The sequence below is a fragment of the Serratia sp. CMO1 genome (assembly GCF_015689115.1).
In the GTDB taxonomy this organism is placed as follows: Bacteria; Pseudomonadota; Gammaproteobacteria; order Enterobacterales; family Enterobacteriaceae; genus Serratia; species Serratia marcescens.
In genome coordinates, this window is record NZ_CP065032.1 from 1,645,092 (window position 1) to 1,666,534 (window position 21,443).

At 62.1% G+C, this 21,443-nt stretch carries 16 protein-coding genes; 5 read left to right on the forward strand and 11 right to left on the reverse strand.

Annotation, left to right across the window (positions count from 1 at the left end):
- Nucleotides 1-24: 24 nt before the first annotated feature.
- The 4 genes from poxB to IT763_RS07835 form a co-directional block, all read right to left on the reverse strand.
- The gene (gene poxB, locus IT763_RS07820; protein ID WP_021504349.1) at nucleotides 25-1,746 is read right to left on the reverse strand and encodes a ubiquinone-dependent pyruvate dehydrogenase; all 1,722 of its coding nucleotides are present in this window, start codon (nucleotides 1,744-1,746) and stop codon (nucleotides 25-27) included.
- Nucleotides 1,747-1,944: 198 nt separating this feature from the next.
- Nucleotides 1,945-2,946, reverse strand: coding sequence for an NADH oxidoreductase (gene hcr, locus IT763_RS07825; protein WP_176063435.1), 1,002 nt, complete (start codon nucleotides 2,944-2,946; stop codon nucleotides 1,945-1,947).
- Nucleotides 2,947-3,001: 55 nt separating this feature from the next.
- The gene (gene hcp / locus IT763_RS07830; RefSeq protein ID WP_049299061.1) at nucleotides 3,002-4,651 is read right to left on the reverse strand and encodes a hydroxylamine reductase; all 1,650 of its coding nucleotides are present in this window, start codon (nucleotides 4,649-4,651) and stop codon (nucleotides 3,002-3,004) included.
- Between the two features lie 179 nt (nucleotides 4,652-4,830).
- Nucleotides 4,831-5,727, reverse strand: a complete 897-nt coding sequence (locus tag IT763_RS07835) for a lysine exporter LysO family protein (protein WP_004928363.1) — start codon at nucleotides 5,725-5,727, stop codon at nucleotides 4,831-4,833.
- A 187-nt stretch (nucleotides 5,728-5,914) separates the two neighbouring features.
- Here IT763_RS07835 and IT763_RS07840 point away from each other — a divergent pair, with 187 nt between their 5' ends.
- On the forward strand, nucleotides 5,915-7,573 hold the full coding sequence (locus tag IT763_RS07840) for an ATP-dependent endonuclease (RefSeq protein WP_016928338.1): 1,659 nt from the start codon (nucleotides 5,915-5,917) through the stop codon (nucleotides 7,571-7,573).
- A 14-nt stretch (nucleotides 7,574-7,587) separates the two neighbouring features.
- Here IT763_RS07840 and IT763_RS07845 read toward each other — a convergent pair whose 3' ends face one another.
- Nucleotides 7,588-8,541 carry a VirK/YbjX family protein gene (locus IT763_RS07845; protein ID WP_206195316.1) on the reverse strand — a complete coding sequence of 318 codons (954 nt, stop codon included), beginning with the start codon at nucleotides 8,539-8,541 and terminating at the stop codon, nucleotides 7,588-7,590.
- Between the two features lie 242 nt (nucleotides 8,542-8,783).
- Here IT763_RS07845 and macA point away from each other — a divergent pair, with 242 nt between their 5' ends.
- Both macA and macB read left to right on the forward strand, forming a co-directional pair.
- Nucleotides 8,784-9,851, forward strand: coding sequence for a macrolide transporter subunit MacA (gene macA, locus IT763_RS07850; protein WP_016928336.1), 1,068 nt, complete (start codon nucleotides 8,784-8,786; stop codon nucleotides 9,849-9,851).
- Nucleotides 9,851-11,797: a macrolide ABC transporter ATP-binding protein/permease MacB gene (gene macB, locus IT763_RS07855; RefSeq protein ID WP_206195318.1), complete on the forward strand. Its 1,947-nt coding sequence runs from the start codon at nucleotides 9,851-9,853 to the stop codon at nucleotides 11,795-11,797. Before macA ends, macB begins: the two co-directional genes overlap by 1 nt.
- 87 nt (nucleotides 11,798-11,884) lie before the next feature.
- Here the strand turns inward: macB and cspD are convergent, their stop codons facing one another.
- Nucleotides 11,885-12,106 (reverse strand): cold shock-like protein CspD, encoded by a 222-nt coding sequence (gene cspD / locus IT763_RS07860; protein ID WP_004928349.1) that lies wholly within the window; start codon nucleotides 12,104-12,106, stop codon nucleotides 11,885-11,887.
- 355 nt (nucleotides 12,107-12,461) lie between these two features.
- Between cspD and clpS the strand changes: the two genes are divergently transcribed.
- Nucleotides 12,462-12,782 (forward strand): ATP-dependent Clp protease adapter ClpS, encoded by a 321-nt coding sequence (gene clpS / locus IT763_RS07865; RefSeq protein WP_004928347.1) that lies wholly within the window; start codon nucleotides 12,462-12,464, stop codon nucleotides 12,780-12,782.
- A gap of 27 nt (nucleotides 12,783-12,809) precedes the next feature.
- Nucleotides 12,810-15,089 carry an ATP-dependent Clp protease ATP-binding subunit ClpA gene (gene clpA, locus IT763_RS07870; protein ID WP_206195319.1) on the forward strand — a complete coding sequence of 760 codons (2,280 nt, stop codon included), beginning with the start codon at nucleotides 12,810-12,812 and terminating at the stop codon, nucleotides 15,087-15,089.
- Nucleotides 15,090-15,294: 205 nt separating this feature from the next.
- Here clpA and infA read toward each other — a convergent pair whose 3' ends face one another.
- From infA to trxB, 5 genes are all read right to left on the reverse strand, one after another.
- Complete coding sequence (gene infA, locus IT763_RS07875; protein ID WP_002211347.1) at nucleotides 15,295-15,513, reverse strand: translation initiation factor IF-1; 219 nt, start codon at nucleotides 15,511-15,513, stop codon at nucleotides 15,295-15,297.
- 105 nt (nucleotides 15,514-15,618) lie between these two features.
- Nucleotides 15,619-16,344 carry a leucyl/phenylalanyl-tRNA--protein transferase gene (gene aat, locus IT763_RS07880; protein ID WP_016928334.1) on the reverse strand — a complete coding sequence of 242 codons (726 nt, stop codon included), beginning with the start codon at nucleotides 16,342-16,344 and terminating at the stop codon, nucleotides 15,619-15,621.
- Nucleotides 16,345-16,373: 29 nt separating this feature from the next.
- Complete coding sequence (gene cydC, locus IT763_RS07885; protein WP_143778791.1) at nucleotides 16,374-18,113, reverse strand: cysteine/glutathione ABC transporter ATP-binding protein/permease CydC; 1,740 nt, start codon at nucleotides 18,111-18,113, stop codon at nucleotides 16,374-16,376.
- A gap of 2 nt (nucleotides 18,114-18,115) precedes the next feature.
- Complete coding sequence (gene cydD, locus IT763_RS07890; RefSeq protein ID WP_206195320.1) at nucleotides 18,116-19,882, reverse strand: cysteine/glutathione ABC transporter permease/ATP-binding protein CydD; 1,767 nt, start codon at nucleotides 19,880-19,882, stop codon at nucleotides 18,116-18,118.
- A 240-nt stretch (nucleotides 19,883-20,122) separates the two neighbouring features.
- A complete protein-coding gene (trxB, locus tag IT763_RS07895; protein ID WP_019454557.1) occupies nucleotides 20,123-21,094 on the reverse strand; it encodes a thioredoxin-disulfide reductase in 972 nt (323 codons plus the stop codon).
- Nucleotides 21,095-21,443 lie beyond the last annotated feature (349 nt).

Here is a 21,443-nt window from a genome sequence, read left to right on the forward strand (position 1 = left end):
CTTTATTTTATCGGGGCAGCTTGCTTAGCGCAGCCAGTTGGTTTTCGCCAGTTCAACCACTTCGTCGCCGCGGCCGTTGATGATAGCGCGCAGCATGTACAGGCTGAAGCCTTTCGCCTGTTCGAACTTGATCTGCGGCGGCATTGCCAGCTCTTGCTTGGCGGTGACCACGTCCAGCAGCGCCGGGCCGGGATGCGCCAACATCTCCTGCAGCGCGCCGTCCAGATCGGAGGCTTTTTCCACGCGGATGCCCTTGATGCCGGCGGCGTTGGCGATCGCCGCGAAGTCCGGATTATGCAGATCGGTGCCGTCGGTCAGGTAGCCGCCGGCCTTCATCTCCATCGCCACGAATCCCAGCACGCTGTTGTTGAACACCACGATTTTCACCGGCAGCTTGAGCTGCGCCAGCGACAGGAAATCGCCCATCAGCATGGTGAAGCCGCCGTCGCCGCACATGGCGATCACCTGTTTATCCGGCGCGGTGGCCTGAGCGCCGATCGCCTGCGGCATGGCGTTGGCCATCGAACCGTGGTTGAACGAACCGAGCAGGCGGCGCTTGCCGTTCATTTTCACGTAGCGGGCGGCCCACACCGTCGGCGTGCCGACGTCGCAGGTGAAGATGGCGTCGTCGCTGGCGTACTGGCTGAGCTGCTGCGCCAGATACTGCGGGTGGATCGGTTGGTCGTCGTTGGCGGTCGCCAGCCCGTCGAGATCCTTGCGCGCGTTGCGGTAATGCTCCAGCGCCTTGTCGAGGAACGCCCGGTCGCGCTTCGGCTCCAGCTGCGGCAGCAGAGCGGTGAGGGTGGTGTGGATATCGCCCACCAGCGCCATATTGACCGGGCAGTGTGCGCCGATGCTGCCGGGGTTGATGTCGATCTGAATGATGTTGGCGTTGGTGGGGTAGAACGCCCGATAGGGGAACTGGGTGCCGAGCAGCACCAGCGTGTCGGCGTTCATCATCGCATGGTAGCCGGAGGAGAAACCGATCAGCCCGGTCATGCCGACGCTGTAAGGGTTGTCCCATTCGATATGCTCTTTACCGCGCAGCGCGTGCACCACCGGCGCCTGCAGCAGCTCGGCCAGCTTAACCACTTCATCGTGCGCGCCGGCGCAGCCGCTGCCGCACATCAGGGTGATGTTCTTCGCCTTGTTCAGCGTTTCCGCCAGCTTGTTCAGCTCGCTCATCGGCGGCTGCACCAGCGGCAGCGCCGGGGTATGCCAGGTCACGGCCGCGTCTTCCGGCGCCATGCGCAGTGCCACGTCGCCCGGCAAGACGACCACCGACACGCCACGATTGAGGATCGCCTTGCGCATGGCGATCTCCAGCACGCGCGGCAGCTGTTCCGGGTTGGAGACCAGTTCGCAATAGTGGCTGCATTCGCGGAACAGCTCCTGCGGATGGGTTTCCTGGAAGTAGCCGCTGCCGATTTCGCTGGAAGGGATATGCGCGGCGATCGCCAGCACCGGCACATGGTTGCGGTGGCAGTCGAACAGGCCGTTGATCAGGTGCAGGTTGCCGGGGCCGCAGGAACCGGCGCACACCGCCAACTGGCCGGTAAGCTGGGCTTCGGCGCCGGCGGCGAAGGCGGCCACCTCTTCATGGCGGGTGCCCAGCCATTCGATGGTGCCCATGCGGTGCAGGCTGTCGCTAAGGCCGTTGAGCGAATCGCCGGTCACGCCCCAAATGCGTTTTACGCCTGCTTGATCCAGCGTTTTGGCGATCAGTGTGGCTACGGTTTGCTTCATGGTTCCCCCAAACAAGGTTTGAAAAACGATGTGGACTCGATCCGGTGAGTGGCAGCAGAACAACTGCAAGCATAGCTTACCGGCTGTGGACGAGATGCGGTCAGGAAGGGTAAAGAGCGTAGGACGGGGAAAAGTGTAACCGGGCTGAAGAGGGGGAACTTGCCGATAAATGCCCCATCGCGGCGATGGGGCCAGGGATCACGCCAGCGTGACATCGCCCTGCAGTTGGCAACTACAGGCCAGCACGTAGCCCTGCGCGATTTCTTCCGCGCTCAGCGTCATGGCGCTGGTGGTGGTGTAGTCGCCCTCGAGGATGCGGGTTTTGCACGAACCGCACACCCCGGCGCGGCAGGCGGCGTTGACCGGCAGGGCATGGGCCTCCATCGCCGCCAGCAGCGTGCTGCCGACCGGCACGCGGAATTCGCGCAGCGGGCGGGCGGCGCGCAGCGTCAGCCCTTCGGTTGCGTCGGCCTGCGCCGCCGGCGTGTGGAACTGCTCCTTATGGAAACGCTCGGCCGGCACGCCGAGCCGGCGACAAAGCTGCTCCACCTGATCCATGTAGGGCGCGGGGCCGCAGGTCATCACCGTGCGTTCGGCGATATCCGGCGCCGCCTGCCGCAGCGTCTGCTCATCGATGCGGCCGCTAAGGTAGCCGGGTTGCAGACCCCGCTCGGCCATCAGTGTCAGGCGCAGCTGCGGATGGGCGGCGCACAGCGCGCGCCATTGATCGGCGAAAATCGTGTCTGCGGGGGTGCGCACGTTAACGATCGCGACGATATCGCAGGCCGGACGGTTGGCGGTCAGCCAGCGGCACATCGAGACGATCGGCGTCACGCCGCAGCCGGCGGCCAGCATCAGATAACGATCGGCCGGGTGGCGCTCGCAGCTGAATTCGCCCTGCGCGTCGGACAGCCACAGCGTGTTGCCGGGCTTGACCTCTTGCGTCAGCCAGCGCGATCCGACGCCGTCCGGCAGGCAGCGCACGCTGATGCTGAGAAAGCGGCTCTGGCCAGGCGAGGAGGAGAGCGTATAGGCGCGCAGCGTCTCCTCGCTGTTGCGAATGCTGACCAGCGCGAACTGGCCGGCCTGGTAAGGATAGAAAACGTCGCAGATCAGGTTCAGCGTCCAGACGTCGGCGGTTTCACGCCGGATGGAATGCACCTGCATGCGGTTCGGGCAAAGCGGAGTGGGTTGAGTCATCGGGCACCTCAAAAAGCAAAGGGGCCGGCGCAGGCGGCCCCATAACGTAACGGCATCAGGCGAGCAGCGCGGCGATATCCTGCTCGACGGTGGTGATCGGACGCAGGCCGAATTTCTCGTTGAGGATCGCCATCAGGTTGTCGGTCAGGAAGCCCGGCGCGGTCGGGCCGGTGACGATGTTTTTCACCCCCAGCGACAGCAGCGTCAGCAGAATGACGATCGCCTTCTGTTCAAACCACGACAGCACCAGGCTGAGCGGCAGCTCGTTGACGCTGCAGCCGAGCGTATCCGCCAGCTTGACCGCCAACATGATGGCGGAGTAAGCGTCGTTGCACTGGCCGACGTCCAGCAGGCGCGGCAGCCCTTCCAGCGTGCCGAAATCCAGTTTGTTGAAACGGTATTTGCCGCAGGCCAGCGTCATGATCAGGCAGTCTTGCGGCACGCTGCGGGCGAAGTCGGTGAAATAGCTGCGTTCGTCGCGGCTGCCGTCGCAGCCGCCCACCAGGAAGACGTGGCGCAGTTTTTTCTGCGACACCAGGTCGATGACCGTGTCGGCGGCGTTCAGCAGCGTCTGGCGGCCGAAGCCGACGGTGATCAGGTGCTCAATCTCGGTGTAAGGGAAGCCGTTCATGCCCTGAGCCTGGCGGATCACGGCGCCGAAATCGTCGCCTTCCAGATGGTTGACGCCCGGCCAGCCGACGATGCTGCGGGTCCAGATACGATCGCCGTAGTTGCCGACGTTAGGATCGATGATGCAGTTGGAGGTCATCACGATTGGGCCGGGGAATTTGGCGAATTCCGTCTGCTGGTTTTGCCAGCCGCTGCCGTAGTTGCCCACCAGGTGCTTGAATTTTTTCAGTTCCGGATAGCCGTGCGCCGGCAGCATTTCACCGTGGGTGTAGACATTGACGTTTTGCCCTTCGGTTTGCTCGAGCAGCATGCGCAGATCTTTGAGATCGTGGCCGGAAATCAGAATGGCTTTCCCGGCCACCGGGCGTACGTTGACCGCGCTGGGCTGCGGATCGCCGTAGGCCTGGGTTTCACCGCGATCGAGGATCGCCATCACGTTGAAGTTCATCTTGCCGATGCCCATGGCGTTGTTCAGCAGGGTATCGACGTCGCGCGGCCGGGTGCCGAGCCAGGCCATGAAAGCGTGGTAGTCGGCATAGAGCTGTTCGTCGAACTGGCCGAGCACGTGCGCGTGTTCCATATAGGCCGCCGCGCCTTTCAGGCCGTACAGGCACAGCAGGCGCAAACCGTGTACGTCGTCGCCGACCTCGGCCTTGTCGCTGTCGAGGGCAAACTGCGCCGCCTGTTGCAGCAGCGCAGGCATAGCGTCACCGGCCAGCTGCAGCGCCGCCATCGGGTGATCGACGCGCACGTCGGCATCCAGCAGCCGGCAACGGGCGGCCAGCGAGTCGCGCAGCAGCAGGGTTTCCCGCGCGTAACCGATGATGCGCTGGGAGTCGAAGTTGACGTTGGTCAGGGTGGAGAAGAAGGCGCGCGGGGCGAAGCTGTCGATTTCGTGGTCGACGATGCCCAGCGAACGCGCCTGCAGCGCCCAGGCCGAGAGGCCCTGCAGCGCCGCCACCAGCAGATCCTGCAGATCGGAGGTTTCCGCCGTTTTGCCGCACATGCCCTGAGCATACGCGCAGCCGTTGCCTGCCGGGGTTCGAATGGTTTGTTCACATTGCACACAGAACATAGTCGCTTCCTTTTAATTTTAAAGTTGCATTTGTAATGCTTGTTTAAAAGCATAGATCGGCGATCGGGGTTGCAAAAGGCTTTTGTGCGACTACTGCGGGCAAGTTTGATTTAGCGCAATTTTGCCGTGCGGATGGGAATTATTACGCTTTGGGGGCCGGGGGCCCCCAGGGGAAAGGATCAGGAGAACAGGGCGATCAGCACCGGCGCCAGCAGGCTCAGCAGGAAGCCGTGGACGATGGCGGGGGGCACCATGTCCAGTCCGCCGCTGCGCTGCAGCACCGGCAGGGTGAAGTCCATCGAGGTGGCGCCGCACAGGCCGAGGGCGGTGGAGCGGCTGCGGCGCACCAGCGTCGGGATCAGCATGATCGCCACCAGCTCGCGCGCCAGATCGTTGAAGAACGCGGCGCTGCCCATCACCGGGCCGTAGGCGTCGGTGATCAGAATGCCGGACAGCGAGTACCAGCCGAAGCCGGAGGCCATCGCCAGCCCGGCCTTGACCGGCAACCCCAGCAGCTGCGCCGCCAGCGCGCCGCCGGCCAGCGACGCGACGGTCACCACCAATGCCACCAGCGTGCCGCGGCGGTTGAGCACGATCTGGCGCAGCGTCATGCCGCTGTTGCGCAGCTGAATGCCGACCAGCAACAGCAGGAAGATCAGCGCATATTCGCTGCCTTTATGGGCGAACTGCAGCCATTGCCACTGCGTCAGGCCGAGCAGGAAGCCGCCGAGCACCACGCCGCACAGCTTGAGCGACTCCAGCGCCATGTGCACGCGCGAAGGCAGCTTTTCCTGTTTATGGCTGCTGCGCCACGGCATGCGCCGCTCCAGCAGCGCCAGCAACAGCAGATTGGCGCAGAGAATGCAGAAGAAGAACACCGCGCTGTACTGGAAGATCAGCACCAGGTTGCTGCTGAGATCTTCCATAAACGCCAGGCTGATGCCCATGAAAAACAGGATCACGTACACCATCCAGCTGAGCAGCCGGTTGATCAGCACCAGCAGCGGGCGATGGCGTAAGGGAATGAGGTAACCGACAATCAGCGGTAACAGAATAATCAACAGTCCTGAGTACATGGTGCAGCTTGTGTCCTTGAGTTTTGAGGCGTGCCGAACGGCGGCGAGGAGCACACGCTAACCAAAAGCCCGGCCGGAGTAAAGCGGCAGATTTGACGCTGGCCGCTTGACCTGCAAGGGGTTTTTTGACCATGCTCTGTGAAGGTCGCCTCATTGAAGAGGCGACGGCGCGCACGGGAGGCGGCGGATGTTCTTGGAGCGTATCGAAATTGTAGGTTTTCGCGGCATTAATCGGCTGTCGCTGATGCTGGACGACAACACGCTGTTGCTCGGCGAAAACGCCTGGGGTAAATCCAGCCTGCTGGATGCGTTGACGCTGCTGCTGGCGCCGGAGCAGAAGCTGTATCGGTTTGAAGCGCACGATTTCCATTTCCCCCCCGGTGAAGAGTCAGCCAAAGAGCGCCACCTGCAGGTGGTGTTCACCTTCTGCGAAAAAGACATCGGCCATGCGCACCTGCCGCGCTATCGCCACCTGACGCCGCTGTGGGTCAAGGGCGAAGATGGCCTGAGCCGCATCCATTACCGCTGCGAGGGCGAGCTGGCCGACGACGGCACGGTGTGCACCTGGCGCGGTTTTCTCGACGCCGACGGCAACGCCTTTCAACTGCACCATATCGAACAACTGGCCCACGCCATTATCCGCATCCATCCGGTATTGCGCCTGCGCGACGCGCGCTTTATTCGTCGCCTGCGCCCCAGCAGCCTCGGCGATGAACGCAAACCCGATACCCAGGCGCTGGCGCAGCAGTTGGATCAGCTGACGCGCGAGCTGGTGCGCAATCCGCAGAAGCTGACCAACGGTGAGCTGCGCCAGGGGCTGGCGGCGATGCAGCAGCTGCTGGAGCACTATTTCGCCGAGCAGAGTTCGCAGGTGACGCGGCCGCGCCGCCGCGGCGGTGAACCGGAGCAGGACGCCTGGCGCGCGCTGGACGGCATCAACCGCATGGTGGCCGAGCCGAACAGCCGCAGCATGCGCCTGATCCTGCTGGGGATGTTTTCCACCCTGCTGCAGGCCAAGGGCGACGTCAAGCTGGATCCCCATGCCCGGCCGCTGTTGCTGGTGGAGGACCCGGAAACTCGCCTGCACCCGATCATGCTGTCGGTGGCCTGGGGGCTGCTCAATCAGCTGCCGCTGCAGCGCATCACCACCACCAACTCCAGCGAACTGGTGTCGCTGGTGCCAGTGGAGCACGTCTGCCGGCTGGTGCGCGAGTCGGGGCGGGTTGCGACCTACCGTCTCGGGCCGCGCGGGCTGAGCGCCGAAGACGGGCGGCGCATCGCGTTTCACATCCGTTTCAACCGGCCGTCGTCACTGTTCGCCCGCTGCTGGCTGCTGGTGGAAGGCGAGACCGAAGTGTGGCTGCTGAACGAGCTGGCGCGCCAGTGCGGCTATCATTTCGAGGCGGAAGGGGTGAGGGTCATCGAATTCGCCCAGTGCGGCCTGAAGCCGCTGCTGCGCTTCGCCCGCCGCATGGGCATCGAGTGGCATGCGCTGGTGGACGGCGACGAGGCAGGCAAAAAGTACGCCAATACCGTGCGCAGCCTGCTGGACAATCATGAAGACAACGAACGCGATCGGCTGACCGCGCTGCCGGCGCCGGACATGGAGCACTTCATGTTCCGCGAAGGGTTCGGCCCGGTTTATCACCGAATGGCGTCGGTGCCGCTCAACGCGCAGATGCCGGTGCGCAAGGTGATCCTGAAAGCGGTTCACCATTCGTCGAAACCGGATCTGGCGATTGAGGTCGCGATGCAGGCCGGCGAATGGGGCACGGACTCGGTGCCGCCGCTGCTGAAGAAAATGTTCTCACGGGTAATCTGGCTGGCGCGCGGCCGGGCGGACTGACAGCCCGCCGGGCGTCATCGGGCGCAGAAATGCGCCGCCAATTCCTGTTCCAGCGCGTCCAGCAGCTGATAGCGACGGCGATACTCGGCGCGCTTCTTGCTGGCAACCTCTTCGATAGGTTTGCGGGCGATGCGCTCGGGCAGCAGGAAATAGCCGCTGTCGAGCGGTTTGGCGCCCATCGACAGCCAGAACTGATCATAATCGGCGTGCAGTTGGCCCTTCTTCTTACTCTGGTAACGCCAGTTTTGATAGATATGGGTGGCATTGCCGACGGCTACGATCTGGCGGATGCCGAGATGCCGCGCCAGCGTGCAAATGCCCTCCAGCACCAGCCGTTTAGGGAACAGACCGTGACACTCCTTGGTGGTGTGCTGGATCTCGGCGTGCGGCACCTCATGGTTCGCGCCCTGCAGGCCGCCAATGAACAGCGTCGGCTGCTGCTGATAATGCATCAGCGCAAAGGTGATTTCCGCCAGCATCACGCCGTTGGCGTTGCGCAGCAGCAGCGTGGCTTCCCCTTCCTTATTCAGTTTGTCGATCGCCGCCAGTTCCAGCGCGATCGGCGCTTCGTTTTTGCCCATCGCGCGGGCCAGCACGAAAGGCTGTGGGCCGAGGTGGCCGAGACGCATCTTCAGCGGCATGCGCTGCACGATGAGATCGTAATGATCGCGCAGGGCGAACAGGCATTCGATCTTGCTCATGTTGGCCGCCAGGTAGGGGCGATGCAGCTTGCACGGCAGGTTCGGCTGCGCGCTCAGGATCTCCTCCCGCAGCGGGTTGCTGGCCAGGGTGCTGAGCAGGCCGCTGGTGGTGCGCCAGTTGAGCAGCGAACGGCCGAGAAACTTCAGGCGAAACGAGGTTTTTTTCCAGGCGTTGCTCGGTGCCTTTTCGCCATTGATCAGCGCCGTCATCAGTTGCCAGCCGTTAAGCGGCCGGGCGGAGGCGAGTGGGTAGCTGAGCTGTGACATGATGAAATCCTTGGCTGTGTTGAATGGCGTTATTTCATCAAGGTTTCACTAAACGGGAGTTCAATGCTGAACTGTAACCAGGCGTGTCTCCACATTGTGTTGAGCTAAGGTTTAGTTATTCCCTACGTTGCATGCTAATTTAGCTCCGCCGCCGCAATGGGCGGTTGATATTCACAAGCACAGGCAGGTCCATTTTGACAGGGTTTAAAGGACATAAACGCCGCTGGATACTCGTTCTGGCGGTGATTGCGGCGATTGCCGCGGCGGCCGTTTGGCACTTCCGCCATCCGGCGCCGACCGATTTCAAAACGGTGAAGGTCACAAAACGCGATCTGCAGCAGAACGTGTTGGCGACCGGCCAGCTGGACGCGGTGCGCAAGGTTGACGTCGGCGCGCAGGTCAGCGGGCAGTTGGAAAAACTGTATGTCGAGATCGGCGACAAGGTGAAAAAAGGCCAGTTGCTGGGGGTTATCGATCCGCAACAGGCGCAGAACAGCATTCGCGAAGGCGAGGCGACGCTGCGCGAACTGCATGCGCAACTGCTGCAGGCGCAGGCCGAACAGCAACTGGCGGCGGTCACGCTGCAGCGCAACCAGGCGCTGGCCAGGCTGCAGGCAGTGTCGCGTCAGGATCTGGATCAGGCGGCGACGCAGTTGGCGGTGAAGAAGGCGCAGGTGGGCACCATCAATGCGCAGATCGCGCGGAATCAGGCCAGCTTGGACACCGCCAAGATCAACCTGGCCTACACCCGCATCGAAGCGCCGATGGATGGCGACGTGGTGCAGATCACCACGCTGCAGGGCCAGACGGTGATCGCGGCGCAGCAGGCGCCGAACATTCTGACGCTGGCGGATCTCGGAACCATGCTGGTGAAGGCGCAGGTGTCGGAGGCCGACGTCATTAACCTCAAGCCAGGTCAGAAGGCCTGGTTCACGGTGCTGGGCGATCCGACCCGGCGCTTCGACGGCGTGCTGAAAGACATTCAGCCGACGCCGGAAAAGGTCAACAACGCCATCTTCTATTATGCGCGTTTCGAAGTGCCCAACCCGGAAAGGCTGCTGCGCTTGCAAATGACGGCGCAGGTGCATATTCAGCTGGCCGGCGTCCAGCAGGCGCTGGTGATCCCGCTGGCGGCGCTGGGCGATCAGATCGCCGACAATCGCTACCACGTCTCGGTGTTGAAACAGGGCAAGGAAGAGAAGCGCGAGGTGGCCATCGGCCTGCGCAACAATATCGACGTGCAGATCCTCCGCGGGCTTGAGGCGGGCGATGAGGTGATCGTCAGCCGCGGCGGCGTGGAGGCCGGCTGATGGCGGCGCTGTTGCAGCTGAGCGGCATTCGCCGCAGCTACCGTTCCGGCGAGCAGACGGTCGAGGTGCTGAAGGGGATCAGTCTGAGCATCGACGCCGGTGAAATGGTGGCGATCATGGGGGCTTCCGGCTCCGGCAAATCGACGCTGATGAACATTCTCGGCTGTCTGGACAAGCCGAGCGCCGGCGTGTATCGGGTGGCCGGGCAAGATGTGGCGACGCTGAGCGACGATGCGCTGGCGCAGCTGCGGCGCGAGCATTTCGGCTTTATCTTTCAACGCTACCATCTGCTGCCGCACCTGAGCGCGGCGCACAACGTCGAGGTGCCGGCGGTGTACGCCGGGCTGGGCAAAGCGGCGCGGCGCGAACGGGCGGAGGCGCTGTTGCGGCGGTTGGGGCTGGGGGAGCGCGTCAACTATCGGCCGAGCCAGCTTTCCGGCGGCCAGCAGCAGCGCGTCAGTATCGCCCGCGCGTTGATGAACGGCGGGCAGGTGATCCTGGCGGATGAGCCGACCGGCGCGCTGGACAGCCACTCCGGCGAAGAGGTGATGGCGATCCTCAAACAGCTGTGCGCCCAGGGGCACACGGTGATCCTGGTGACTCACGATCCGGCGGTGGCGCGCCAGGCGGAGCGAATCATCGAGATCCGCGACGGCGAGATCATCGCCGACTCGCGCCCGGCGCCGCAGGAGAATGTGCAGGCCAATCCGCTGGCGCTGGCCGCAACGGCGCCTTCCTGGCGGCAGATGGGCGGCCGTTTCCGCGAGGCGCTGATCATGGCCTGGCGCGCGATGGCGGCCAACAAGATGCGCACCGCGCTGACCATGCTCGGCATCATTATCGGCATCGCCTCGGTGGTGTCGATCCTGGTGATCGGCGACGCCGCCAAGCAGATGGTGCTGGCGGACATCAAATCCATCGGCACCAATACTGTCGATATTTATCCCGGCAAGGATTTCGGCGACGACGATCCGACCTATCGGCAATCGTTGAAATACGGCGATCTCGACGCGCTGCGCGAACAGCCGTACATCAGCGCGCTGTCGCCGAGCATCAGCAGCAGCATGCGGCTGCGCTTGGGCAACGTCGATGCGGCGGCCAACGTCAACGGCGTCAGCGAGCAGTTCTTCCGTGTGTACGGCATGAGCTTTACCCAGGGCGTCGGCATCGATCCGATGCAGGTGCAGTCGCAGGCGCAAACGGTGGTGATCGACGCCAATACCCAACGGCGGCTGTTCCCGCACCAGAAGAACGTGGTGGGGGAAGTTATCCTGGTGGGCAACATGCCGGCGACGGTGGTCGGCGTGGCCAAGGAGAAGCAGTCGATGTTCGGCAGCAGCAAGACGCTGAACGTGTGGGTGCCGTACAGCACCATGGCCAACCGGCTGATGGGCAACAGCTATTTCGATTCGATCACCGTGCGCATCCGCGACGGTTACGACAGCAAGGAAGCGGAGCAGCAACTGTCGCGCCTGTTGACGCTGCGCCACGGCAAGAAGGACTTTTTCACCTATAACATGGACAGCCTGGTGCAAACCGCGGAGAAAACCACCCGCACGCTGCAGCTGTTCCTGACGCTGGTGGCGGTGATTTCGCTGGTGGTCGGCGGCATCGGCGTGATGAACATCATGCTGGTGTCGGTGACCGAGCGCACGCGCGAGATCGGCATCCGCATGGCGGTGGGTGCTCGTTCCGGCGACGTGTTGCAGCAGTTCTTGATCGAGGCGGTGTTGGTCTGCCTGGTGGGGGGCGCGCTGGGGATTACGCTGTCGTTCGCCATCGGCCTGGCGGTGCAGTTGGTGTTGCCGGGTTGGCAGATCAGTTTCCCGCCGGCGGCGTTGCTGAGCGCGTTTCTCTGTTCTACCGGCATCGGCGTGGTGTTCGGCTATCTGCCGGCGCGCAATGCCGCGCGGCTGAATCCGATCGATGCGCTGGCGCGCGAGTAAGTAAAGGGCATAAAAAATGCCAGTCACACGGCGGCTGGCATTTTTATCGCAGTCAGGGGCAAGGCAGCGCGACGCTGCCGGAAGCGTTCAGGACAGCGCCTCGCTTTCCACCGGCACAATAAGACTGGCATGGTTCCCTTTCGGCCCTTGATGCACGTCGAAGCTGACCTGCTGGCCCGCCTTCAACGTTCTGTAACCATCCATCTTGATGGTGGAATAATGCGCGAAAATATCTTCGCCGCCGCCGGCTGGGCAGATGAAGCCAAAGCCTTTGGCGTTGTTAAACCATTTAACAGTACCCGTCTCCATGCTTTTACATCCCTCGCAACGCTATTTTAAGTGAGATGAATAACTGAATTCGCACCCGCCGTGGGCGGGTAGCAGGGTGGACAAGGGGTGGTTAAAAGACCACCAGCCACGAATTTACACTCTAGAGCAAATGATCGGGGCGTCAAGGGATCGGCTTTTGTCGGCGGGGAGCAGTTCACCAAAGTTTGAAGCAGGTAACGCTATTGCCACGATTCAGTCACAATTGGCCCGTTTTTTTGCGCACGTTACAGTGCGGCGGGACGATGCCGAAGATGATAAAATAGTAACTATCCCCACTTTGAATAACCGAAACCTGCCCCCATATCAGAGGGCAGAGCAGAGAAGATGAGCAGCGATGGGCAATAACAACGACTGGCTAAACTTTGAACACTTGGCCGAAGAAAAACAAATCGATGCGGTAAAACCGCCGTCTATGTATAAAGTTATACTTAACAACGACGATTACACACCGATGGAATTTGTGATTGACGTTCTGCAAAAGTTCTTTTCTTATGATATTGAACGCGCAACGCAACTGATGCTCACGGTCCACTATCAAGGCAAGGCGATCTGTGGTGTTTTTACCGCCGAGGTGGCGGAAACCAAAGTCGTCCATGTGAACCGGTACGCAAGGGAGAACGAGCATCCGTTGCTTTGTACGCTGGAAAAAGCCTGAATAAGGCAATCTATTGGGGAGGTGCTTATGCTCAATCAAGAACTGGAACTCAGTCTCAACATGGCTTTCGCCAGGGCGCGTGAGCACAGACACGAGTTTATGACCGTGGAGCACCTGTTGCTGGCGTTGCTGAGCAACCCTGCCGCGCGAGAAGCGCTCGAGGCATGTACGGTGGATCTGGCCGCGTTGCGCCAGGAGCTGGAAGCCTTCATCGAACAAACCACACCGACGCTGCCCGCCGGCGAAGAGGAGCGCGACACTCAGCCGACGCTCAGCTTCCAGCGCGTGTTGCAGCGCGCGGTCTTCCATGTGCAATCTTCCGGCCGCAGCGAAGTGTCCGGCGCCAATGTATTGGTGGCCATCTTCAGCGAGCAGGAGTCGCAGGCGGCTTATCTGCTGCGCAAGCACGACGTCAGCCGTCTCGACGTGGTGAACTTCATTTCACATGGCACGCGTAAAGACGAGCCGGGCCAAGCGCCGAATGCGGAAAACCCGGTGAACGAAGAGCAGTCCGGAGGGGAAGACCGTATGGAAAACTTCACCACCAACCTCAATCAGTTGGCCCGTGTGGGCGGCATCGATCCGCTGATCGGCCGCGATCGTGAGCTGGAGCGCGCGATTCAGGTGCTGTGCCGCCGTCGTAAAAACAACCCGCTGCTGGTCGGCGAATCCGGCGTGGGCAAGACCGCCATCGCCGAAGGTCTGGCCTGGCGTATCATGCAGGGCGACGTGCCGGAAGTGATGGCGGACTGCACGCTGTATTCGCTGGATATCGGTTCACTGCTGGCCGGCACCAAATACCGCGGCGACTTCGAGAAACGCTTCAAGGCGCTGCTCAAGCAGCTGGAGCAGGATCAGAACAGCATCCTGTTCATCGATGAAATTCATACCATCATCGGCGCCGGTGCGGCTTCCGGTGGGCAAGTGGATGCCGCCAACCTGATCAAACCGCTGCTGTCGAGCGGCAAGATCCGGGTGATCGGCTCGACCACCTACCAGGAGTTCAGCAACATCTTCGAAAAGGATCGCGCTTTGGCGCGCCGCTTCCAGAAGATCGATATCACCGAACCGACGGCGGAAGAGACCGTTCAGATCATCAACGGCCTGAAGGCCAAGTATGAAGCGCACCACGACGTGCGTTATACCGCCAAGGCGATCCGCGCCGCGGTGGAGCTGTCGGTGAAATACATCAACGATCGCCATCTGCCGGACAAGGCGATCGACGTGATCGACGAGGCGGGCGCCCGCAGCCGGTTGATGCCGGCCAGCAAGCGCAAGAAAACCGTTAACGTGGCCGATATCGAATCCGTGGTGGCGCGTATCGCGCGCATCCCAGAGAAAACCGTGTCGGCCAGCGATCGCGACGTGCTGAGAAACCTGGGCGATCGCTTGAAGATGCTGGTATTCGGCCAGGATCAGGCGATCGAAGCGCTGACCGAAGCGATCAAGATGAGCCGCGCCGGTCTGGGCCACGAGCGCAAGCCGGTCGGTTCCTTCCTGTTCGCCGGGCCGACCGGGGTCGGGAAAACCGAGGTCACCGTTCAGTTGGCCAAGGCGATGGATATCGAGCTGCTGCGTTTCGACATGTCCGAGTACATGGAGCGGCATACCGTCAGCCGTCTGATCGGCGCGCCTCCGGGCTACGTCGGTTACGATCAGGGCGGGCTGCTGACCGATGCGGTGATCAAGCATCCGCATGCGGTGGTGCTGCTCGATGAGATCGAGAAGGCGCACCCGGACGTGTTCAACCTGCTGTTGCAGGTGATGGATAACGGTACGCTGACCGACAACAACGGCCGCAAGGCGGACTTCCGCAATGTGATCCTGGTGATGACCACCAACGCCGGGGTGCGGGAAACCGAACGCAAGTCGATTGGTCTGGTGCAGCAGGACAACAGCACCGACGCGATGGAAGAGATCAAGAAGGTGTTTACGCCGGAGTTCCGCAACCGTCTGGACAACATCATCTGGTTCAACCATCTGTCTACCGAGGTGATCCAGCAGGTGGTCGACAAGTTTATCGTCGAACTGCAGGCGCAGCTGGATGCGAAGGGTGTCTCGCTGGAAGTGAGCGACGAAGCGCGCGATTGGCTGTCGGTGAAGGGTTACGACCGTGCGATGGGCGCTCGTCCGATGGCGCGCGTCATGCAGGAAAACCTGAAGAAACCGTTGGCCAACGAGTTGCTGTTCGGTTCGCTGGTGGACGGCGGTTCCGTGAAGGTCGAGCTGGACAAGGACAAGAAACAGCTGACCTACCACTTCCTCAGCGCCGCCAAGCGCAAAGCGGACGAGGGCGCGGTGCACTAAGGCCGCCTTCAGGCAAAGAAAAAGCGATGCTTCGGCATCGCTTTTTTTATGGGTGAGATTCACCGTACAACAGAAACGAGTGAGCCCTCTCAGTTTACCTGCGCACCTGCAACCCGTTGTGTAACGTCGCTGCGGGGGTAAACGGAAAGGGCTCCCGAGGGATTACATCCTCGATGCCGCCAGCGTGTGGCGCGCGGTGAGCCGATTAACGGCTACGGAAGACAATGCGGCCTTTGCTCAGGTCGTACGGGGTCAGCTCTACAGTGACTTTGTCGCCCGTCAGGATGCGGATATAGTTTTTACGCATTTTACCGGAGATGTGTGCGGTTACCACGTGCCCGTTTTCCAATTCAACGCGGAACATGGTGTTCGGCAGCGTATCAAGAACGGTGCCCTGCATTTCAATATTGTCTTCTTTGGCCATCGAATCCTCTAGGTCTAACTACCTTAGTTTTTAACCGGCAAGATAATGCCGAAAAACCCCCATTATGTAAAGATGTGTCGGTGAACATTGCACCGTTTCCACCAATTAGTTTACTGGATAGGGCGGTTCAACCGGCTGTGGGGATATGACTTGCGGCTCCCAGCACGCCGGTGCCAAAGGCCGCCGTTGAAGGGTGCTGAGCTGCTGCAAGAATTGACGGCGCGGAATTTCACGCGCGCCAAGGCGGGCAGTGTGAGCGTTCAGCACCTGGCAGTCAATCAATTCCCCGCCATAAGCGGCAAAATGGCGGCAAAAGGCCATCAATGCGCATTTTGAGGCGTTGGTGACGCGGCTGAACATCGATTCGCCGCAGAACAACGCGCCCTGCGCCACACCGTACATGCCGCCGACCAGTTGATCATCCTGCCATACCTCCACCGAGTGCGCGTAGCCGAGGCGATGCAGATGTTGATAGGCGCGCTGCACCTCCGGGCCGATCCAGGTGCCTTCATTCGGCCGGTGGGCGCAGGCGGCGATCACCGCGGCGAAGTCGTGATTAAGCGTGATGCGAAACGGATCGTGGCGAAGAAAGCGTTTCAGGCTGCGGTTGAGATGAAACTCGGCTGGGAACAGCACCGCACGCGGATCGGGTGACCACCACAGAATCGCTTCCCCCGGCGAGTACCAGGGGAAGATGCCGCGCTCGTAGGCTGCCAGCAGCCGCGGCGCCGTCAGGTCGCCGCCGATCGCCAGCAGGCCGTTGGGATCGCGCAGGGCGCCCTCAGGCGAGGGAAACGCCAGCGACTGGGGGGAAAGCTTAACGATGCGCATACAGGGTTTCTGCGTCCTCTACGGGCCGATTACGGCGCCAGGTTGCTGATACGGTTGCGAAAGCGGGCATAGCGGCCCTGCTGGCGCATTAGGGCGGCGTGATCGCCCTGTTCGACAATTTGGCCGTCATCCATTACGCAAATGCGATCGAGATGCTCCAGGCCGTACAGGCGGTGCGTCACCAGGATCAGCGTCTTGCCCTGACAATGCCGGCGCAGCAGCGCCAGGATCTGCTGTTCGGTTTCGGCGTCCAGCCCTTCGGTCGGTTCGTCAAGCAGCAGCAGCGGGGCCGGATGCAGCAGCGCGCGGGCGATGCCCAGGCGGCGCTGTTCGCCGCCGGACAGCTGCCGGCCTCCTTCGCCGAGCCAGGCGTTCAGCCCGCCGTCGCCGGCCAGCAATTTGCCGAGCCCCACCTGCTGCAGGACGTCACTCAAATGAGCGTCGTCGGCATCCGGTGCGGCCAGCCGCAGGTTTTCCCGCAGCGTATCGCTGAAGATATGCACTCGCTGGCTGACGACCGTGGTCATTCGACGCAGGGTGGTTTCATCATAATCTTCCAGCGGTTCGCCGTTGAGCAGAATTTTTCCGCCGTCGGTGCGCCAGGCGCGGGTCAGCAGCTGCAGCAGGGTGGACTTGCCGCAGCCGGTGCGGCCGAGCAAGGCGATGTGTTCGCCGGCCGCGACTTCGAGCGTGACGTCGCGCAGCACCGGCTGCGGCTGATCGGGGTAGGTGAAACTCAGCTGCCGCAGGCTGAGCTGCGCCCGGTCGGCGGCGGCCGGACCGGCGGCGGGGAAGGTGACTTCCGGCTGGCGATCGATGATCTGTTTGACCCGCGTGGCGGAGGCGATCACCTGGCCGAGGTGCTGGAAGGCGCCGGCCACCGGCATCAGCGCTTCGAACGACGCCAGCGCGGCGAAGACAAACAGCGCGATCAGCGCGCCGGGTTGGGTATCGCCGCCGATGCCGGCGGCGGTCAGCCACAGCAGCAGCGTCACCGTCAGCCCGCTGGCGAGGATCATCAGCGCCTGCGCCTTGCCGCTCAGCGAGGCTTGCTGCCACTGGCGGCGTTGCCACAGCTGTTCGGTGGCATTCAGCGTCTGGCGGAAGTCGTTGACGGCGCCGAACACCACCAGCTCCGCCTGCCCCTGCAGCCAGGCGGTCAGGTCGGTGCGGTATTGGCCGCGCAGGGCGGTGAGTTGCCCGCCGATCGGTTTGCCGGCGCGATAGAACACCGGCGGCACCAGCAGCAATAGCAGCAACAGAATGCCGCCCAGCGTCAGGGCGAGCGCAGGATCCAGCCAGCTCAGGCCGTAGGTGACGACCAGGATCACCACCGCCGCGCTGATCAGCGGCGAGATCACCCGCAGATAAAGATGATCCAGCGTGTCCACGTCCGCCACCAGGCGGTTGAGCAGGTCGGCCTGGCGGAAACGGGCGATGCCGCCCGGCGTCAGCGGCAGGAGCTTGCTGAAGGTGAACACCCGCAGGTGCGACAGCACGCGGAAGGTGGCGTCGTGGCTGACCACGCGCTCGGCGTAGCGCCCGGCGGTGCGGAAGATCGCCGCGCCGCGCACGCCGGCGGCGGGCAGCATGTAGTTGAAGGTCAGCAGACCCGCCAATCCGGCCAGCGAAGAGGCGGCCAGGAACCAGCCGGAGAGCGCCAGCAGGCCGATGCTGGCCAGCAGAGTGACGATCGCCAAAAGGATGCCCAGGCTAATCAGCAGGCTATGGCGGCGATACAACGCCAAAAACGGCAGCAAAACGCGCATGATTAAAGCTCCCCGCGGCGGTGGGCGATCAGAGTGGCGAACAGGCCCGGCTGGGCGCTGAGGGTGGCGTAATCGCCCTGTTGCACGATGCGCCCGTTATCCATCACCCAAATCTGATCGTAGTCTTCGGTATCTTCCAGCTGATGCGTCACCAGCAGGGTGGTTTGCTGATGCGAAGCGGCATTCAACGCCTGCATCACCCGTTGTTCGCTATGGGCATCGAGGCTGGCGGCCGGTTCATCGAGCAGCAGCAAGCGGCGCGGGCCGATCAGCGCCCGGGCGACCGCCACGCGCTGCGCCTGGCCGACCGACAGGCGGGCGGCGTTATCGCCCACTTCGGTGTCGAGCCCCTGCGGCAGATACGGCAACAGCTCGCTGACGTAGGCGTGTTCCACCGCCTGCTGCAGCTGCGTTTCATCGGCCTGCGGGCAGCCCAGCAGGATATTGGCGCGCAAGGTTTGCGCCGGCAGGTGCGGGTTTTGCCCGACCCAGCTCAGCTGCTGCCTCCAGTTCTCTGCGGACAGGTCACGCAGTTCGATGCCGTTGACGGTCAACGATCCACGGTAGGGCAGGAAGCCGAGCAGCAGATTGAGCAGCGAACTTTTGCCGGCGCCGCTCAGCCCGACCAGCGCCACGCGCTGCTGCGGTTGCAGGGTGAAACTCAGCGGCCCGGCCAGCAACACGCCGTTCGGCGACAGGATTTCCAACGCGTTCGCCTGTAGCGTCAGCGGTTGATCGGCGGGCAGCTGCCGCGTGCCGTTGCCCATCTGCTCGCCTTCGGCGCTGAGGAAGGTTTCCAGCGCTTCCGCCGCGCCGACCGCCTGCGCTTTGGCATGGTAGAAGGTGCCGAGATCGCGCAGCGGTTGGAAAAACTCCGGCGCCAGAATCAGCACCAGAAAACCGGAAAACAGCGTTACTCCGAGGCCGTAGCTGCCGAAATTGAGTTCGCCGAGGTACGAAAAGCCAAAGTACACCGCCACCACGGCGATGGAAATCGAAGCGAAGAATTCCAGCACGCCGGAAGAGAGGAAGGCCATGCGCAGCACTTCCATGGTGCGGCTGCGGAAGTCTTCGGAGGATTTGGCGATCTGCGCGGTTTCGGCCTGCGCGCGGTCGAACAGCCGCAGGGTGTCCAGGCCGCGCAGGCGGTCGAGGAAGTTACCGCTCAATCGCGCCAGCGCCACAAAGTTGCGGCGGTTGGCGTCGGCGGCCCCCATGCCCACCAGCGCCATAAACAGCGGGATGAGCGGCGCGGTCGCCAACAGAATCAAACCGGCGGCCCAGTTGATCGGGAAGACGGCGATCAGGATCAGCAGCGGGATAAACACCGCCAGATACATCTGCGGCAGATAGCGCGAGTAATAGTCCTGCATATCCTCGATCTGTTCGACGATGATGCTGGCCCAGCTGCCCGCCGGTTTGCCCTGGATCCAGGCCGGCCCGAGCTGCTGCAGCTTATCCAGCACCTGCCGGCGCATGCGCTGGCGGATCACCTGCCCACACAGAAAACCGACCCGTTCCCGCAGCCAGCTCAGCAGCGCCCGCAGCGCGAACGCGACGGCCAGCCAGATAAACGAAGGGATCAGTTGCTCACGCGGGGTGTGTTCGATGATCAGGGCGTGCAGCAGGCTGGCCAGCAGCCACGCCTGCGCCACGATCAGCAGGCCGCTGAACAACCCCAACAGCATGGAAAGGCGCAGCCAACGCTGCGCTAACGAACTCTGGGTTTTAAGCCAACGGGTTAACTGTTGCTGTCTGGTTTTTTTCATCAGATATGCGTCTGCGTCGCCGGCGCCCGTTTGTTACGGGCTGGGTTAACGTACTGTTAAATAATAGTGTTTGGCGCAATCGGCGACAAACAAGCGAGGCCTCATGTTACCTCGTGACCCGGCAGACTGAAAAGAATAAAGCGGGCAAATATGGCTATAACAGATGGGAGGGAGAGATTGCTGAACCCAGAAACAAAAAAAGCGGCTCGAGAGCCGCTTTTTGCCGATGATGAAAACGTCTTAGCAGACTTCTGCGCCGGCGATGCCGTCCAGATAACGCTCTGCGTCCAGCGCCGCCATGCAGCCGGTGCCGGCGGAGGTGATCGCCTGACGGTAGATGTGATCCATCACGTCGCCCGCGGCGAAGACGCCGGGGATAGTGGTTTGGGTCGCATTGCCGTGAATGCCGGACTGCACCTTGATGTAGCCGTTTTCCAGCTCCAGCTGACCGCCGAAGATGCCGGTGTTCGGGCTGTGGCCGATGGCGATGAACACGCCGGCCAGTTCCAGCTCACGGGTTTCGTTTTCCGCTTTGGTGCTGCGGATACGCACGCCGGTCACGCCCATTTCATCGCCCAGCACTTCGTCCAGCGTATGGTCGGTGTGCAGCACGATGTTGCCGCTCTTCACTTTTTCCATCAGCCGGTCGATCAGGATTTTCTCCGAACGGAAGCTGTCGCGACGGTGGATCAGGTGAACCTCGGCGGCGATGTTGGACAGGTACAGCGCTTCTTCAACGGCGGTATTGCCGCCGCCGACCACCGCGACTTTCTGGTTGCGGTAGAAGAAACCGTCGCAGGTTGCGCAGGCGGAAACGCCTTTGCCCTTGAACGCGTCTTCGGAAGGCAGGCCAAGATAGCGGGCGGAGGCGCCGGTCGCGATGATCAGCGCGTCGCAGCTGTATTCACCGCTGTCGCCGAACAGGCGGAACGGACGCTGCTGCAGATCGACGCTGTTGATGTGGTCGAAGACGATTTCAGTCTGGAACTTCTCCGCGTGCTCGCGCATGCGCTCCATCAACGCCGGGCCGGTCAGGCCTTCGGCGTCGCCGGGCCAGTTTTCCACTTCGGTGGTGGTGGTCAGCTGGCCGCCTTGTTCCAGACCGGTGATCAGCACCGGGTTCAGGTTGGCGCGCGCCGCGTAGACGGCGGCGGTGTAACCGGCCGGGCCGGAACCCAGAATCAGTAATTTGCTATGTTTAGCCGTGCCCATGAATAACCTCTTTATTCCACAATGGCGGACAATGAAGCCGATTGTAGGGAAAATGGCGCAGTAAAAAAAGCGCCGGGCGACGTTGTTAACGATTTGTATGATAGTTGTCGCCTATTAATGCACCCGCTGTCGGCAAATCGTACGCCGAACGCAGAAATTTACCTTATCAAAGCCGCATTCGGCCGCTGAATCGCCAACCGCGCAAAAACGGCGCATTCTGCGACTTCAGCCGCTCCCCGCCGGGGTTTATCTGCCAGCGATTCATAACCAAAAATGGGATGCAGACTTTTCGTGACGGTACGTTGTTCTGATTTTGCTTCTTTTACTTTGACAATCCGCTGCGCATTTG